This window comes from Frigoribacterium sp. UYMn621, assembly GCF_040549525.1.
In the GTDB taxonomy this organism is placed as follows: domain Bacteria; phylum Actinomycetota; class Actinomycetes; order Actinomycetales; family Microbacteriaceae; genus Lacisediminihabitans.
The window spans coordinates 1-3,227 of the sequence record NZ_JBEPTM010000041.1; the positions used below are offsets into that span (position 1 = coordinate 1).

The 3,227-nt window shown below is 61.5% G+C and carries 5 protein-coding genes; 4 read left to right on the forward strand and 1 reads right to left on the reverse strand.

Annotated elements, in window-relative coordinates:
* Positions 1-149: 149 nt before the first annotated feature.
* The 4 genes from ABIB54_RS17730 (at position 150) to ABIB54_RS17745 (ending at position 2,911) form a co-directional block, all read left to right on the forward strand.
* A complete protein-coding gene (locus ABIB54_RS17730) occupies positions 150-476 on the forward strand; it encodes a hypothetical protein (protein ID WP_354576855.1) in 327 nt (108 codons plus the stop codon).
* 551 nt (positions 477-1,027) lie between these two features.
* Positions 1,028-2,128 carry an Aq_097 family APC-type transporter gene (locus tag ABIB54_RS17735; RefSeq protein WP_502917180.1) on the forward strand — a complete coding sequence of 367 codons (1,101 nt, stop codon included), beginning with the start codon at positions 1,028-1,030 and terminating at the stop codon, positions 2,126-2,128.
* A gap of 218 nt (positions 2,129-2,346) precedes the next feature.
* Complete coding sequence (locus ABIB54_RS17740; RefSeq protein WP_354576857.1) at positions 2,347-2,577, forward strand: ribbon-helix-helix domain-containing protein; 231 nt, start codon at positions 2,347-2,349, stop codon at positions 2,575-2,577.
* Positions 2,564-2,911, forward strand: a complete 348-nt coding sequence (locus ABIB54_RS17745) for a type II toxin-antitoxin system PemK/MazF family toxin (RefSeq protein WP_354576858.1) — start codon at positions 2,564-2,566, stop codon at positions 2,909-2,911. Before ABIB54_RS17740 ends, ABIB54_RS17745 begins: the two co-directional genes overlap by 14 nt.
* 160 nt (positions 2,912-3,071) lie before the next feature.
* On the opposite strand, the gene ABIB54_RS17750 is transcribed toward ABIB54_RS17745, so the two are convergent.
* Positions 3,072-3,227 (reverse strand): helix-turn-helix domain-containing protein (locus tag ABIB54_RS17750; protein WP_354576859.1); only part of this gene is annotated, 156 nt, incomplete at its 5' end.

A 3,227-nucleotide genomic window follows, 5' to 3' on the forward strand; every position in this document is an offset into this window, starting at 1 on the left:
GTCGTTACTCACTGACCATCCCACGGTGGCTCTTCACGTCGACCATCCAACGCTCGAAACCCCGAAAACCACACCACTCCCGGGGACGCAACCTGTCGCGATTACCGTTCCGCTTTCGGACGAATCTGCGGTGAAGTACTGTCATTTCTGTGAGCGACATAAAAGATGAGCGCTGGGGAATGCTTGAGAATGCGGAGCACGAATTGCTCAAGCGCGTCGAGGCGCGCGGAGTCACTGGGGTCGCTTCGGTGGCCGCCTTTCCGGACGTCCCGGGTGCGTGGATCTGGCTTTGCACCATGACTGATGCCGAACGGGACAACCTAATCGAGGACCCGACTATCGTCTCGACCGGTTTATCAACTCTTGAAGACGCCGGCTTTGTTAGCTCCGATACTTCTCGGAGCGGTGTAGTTGTTCAGTCTCAGGAAACCGTGGACAGGGACTTCGAAGGCAGCTGGTTTCATGCGCAGCGTTGAGGCTGAGCCGACGTTTTGGAGAAGTCGAGCTTAGGAGCGCGGGCGCTCGTCGCTGGGCCACGAGCCCGCTGGCGGTTCCGCTTGCGGGCGGCCAATACCGACGAAAAGCGGTCTCGAACGCGAGAGCGAACCTGCGTAACTTGCCGTCCACTCATCGTCCGGCTTGCGGGCGGGGCGGGGAGCCAGCCTCGAGTGTGAACATCTGGGCATAACGTTTCTGGCAGTATGGGACATCGGAGACGGGGGCTAGAGCGCTTCACAAGAGTGTGTCCCTAGTGCTGAAGTCCCTGGATCACCACGCGAAGGGCGCCACCACGAGTGGGAGATGTGGACGTTCCTCGATGAAGGCAAAGGGCTCATGGGCATGCGAGTCGATATCGAGTCCTGCGGAGATGCTCTCGTTCCAGCCCCGCGCTTACCACGCCGAGCGCCTATTGGTCGTGGCGGTATCGCGGCATCGATGAGTTCGCTTTACCTGCTGTCTTACATTTTCTGAGCTCGTGGCGCTATCGGGTAGGTGGGGTGCTGTTCGCGGGGTCGCCGCGGCTTCGGTGACGCCGCTGGCGTCGATCCTTGGTTCGGGCCTTCTGATCATCGTGCCGATTCTCGAGCGGGCTCTTGGCTCTTTCGCGATCTTCGGTGCGCTCGGGATCTGCGCGTTCGCGTGGCTCGTTGGCACTGTCATCCGACACAACGTGACCGCCATCGAACAGGGGACGGCCGGCGGCACCCTCAACGCAACGACTGCACGATTGGACCGGCTCGGTGATGCGGTAATCGTCATCGCGTACATCATTTCCGTGGCCCTCTACTTGCGGATCATGGCGCAGTACATGGTGGGCTTCTTCATCCCGGGCGGTTCGCCGATCTGGGAACCGGTCATCGCCTGCGCTTCAGTGGCCTTGATCATCGCAATCGGCATTTTTCGTGGATTCACAGGACTGGACCGGCTCGATCGGATCTCGTTAGCTGCGGTGCTTGTGCTCACCACCGTCCTCGGCGCTGTCTTGCTCATCCACGACGGAACCTTGGTGACATCCTCGACGCTGAGACTTCCTCCGCCACCACCTGTCGGCACCCTGGACGCTCTGTTGATTCTCGGCGGTCTGGTGATCACCGTGCAGGGGTTCGAGACCGTGCGTTTCCTCGGTGATGAATATGATGCCGTCACTAGGGTGCGCGCCTCGCGGGTGGCCCAGCTGGTGGCCACATCGATCTATATCGGCTTCGTACTTGTCGCCACTCCCGTGATGGGGCTCGGAACTGCCGCCGGCCCGGACAGCACCCTTTTGAATATCACCGCCCGCATCGCTCCGTGGCTGGCTCTGCCGCTGGTCATTTCCGCCGTGTTGAGCCAATTCAGCGCCGCAATCGCCGACACCGCAGCGGCACGAGGCAACCTCACCGGTCTGAGTTCCTGGTTTTCGGGCCCACGGCCCTACCTGATCAGCGGTGCTGCCGCTATCGCTATCGCAGCAACGATTCCCACCCTCGTCTTGGTCACAATCGCGTCCCGCGCTTTCGCTGCCTACTACGCCGTAGAGGCCGTCATCGCCTTCCGCACGACCTCAGGAGTTCTCCGCAAATGTGGCTTCGCGCTGCTCGCTGTCCTCCTCCTCGCGATCACGCTGTTCGCCCAACCCGCCAGCTAGAGATGCATCCGCTCCACAAAATCGCCTGACCGGAATCGTTGGATGCTCCCCAAGATCAGAGACGCCGAAGACGCCCGGGTCACACCGCCAGGGTCACACTCCGCGACATCCAGTGTTCAGAGTGTGATTGCGTCTCACATGTCGTTCCGCCTACGGGCCGGCGGGTAGCAAAGTAGAAGACGCCTGCCATATGGGTAATACTGCGGTAGTATTTGGGTATGAAGCTCAGTGTCAGCCTGCCCGACGAGGATGTGGCCGTCCTCGATGAATTTGCTCGCATGACAGGTCTCTCATCCAGATCGGCTGCCTTGCACCATGCAGTGCGCATGCTGCGCCTGCCCGAACTGGAGCAGGATTACGAGGCCGCCTGGAACGAGTGGGAGGCATCAACTGACCATGCCGCGTGGAGCGTGACCGTGGCCGACGGGATCGCCGATGCTGCGCGGTGAGATCCGGCTTGTTGATCTGGATCCTGTGCTCGGAAGCGAGGCCAACAAGCGTCGTCCGGCAGTGATCGTCAGCAACGATCGTGCGAACTCGATCGCGACGCGGCTTGGCCGCGGAGTGATCACAGTCGTCCCGGTCACCAGCAACACCGCCCGGATCTTCCCCTTTCAGGCTTTGCTGCCCGCCGGTGCGACCGGGTTGCCTCAGGATTCCAAGGCCCAGGCGGAGCAGGTCCGATCAATCGCCGTTGAGCGGCTGGGCGCTCTCCTCGGACACGCCCCTGCCGATGTCATGGTGAAGCTCGACGACGCATTGCGTATTCACCTCCAGCTGTAGCGACACAGCCTCTCTCGACGGATCCGCTGCCGGAGGTCGGGCGGCTGTTAGGTGTTCTGCTGTGACACTGCCAGACGACCACAACGAAAGTCGGTCTCGGTTCGCCTGTCCCGTTGCTGGGCCTGCTTGACTTGGCAACGGGATCCGGAGGATAGGTTCTTCAGTGGTCGACGGATTGTCGTTGAACGGTGCGATACACCGTGGAGCGGGCGACGTTGAAAAGCTCGGCGAGCTCGGCCGTGGAGTGCGTGCCCGCGCGGTGTACCTCCATCAGGTGGCGTTGCTGCGCCATCGATAGCTTCGGTTGTTTGCCCCG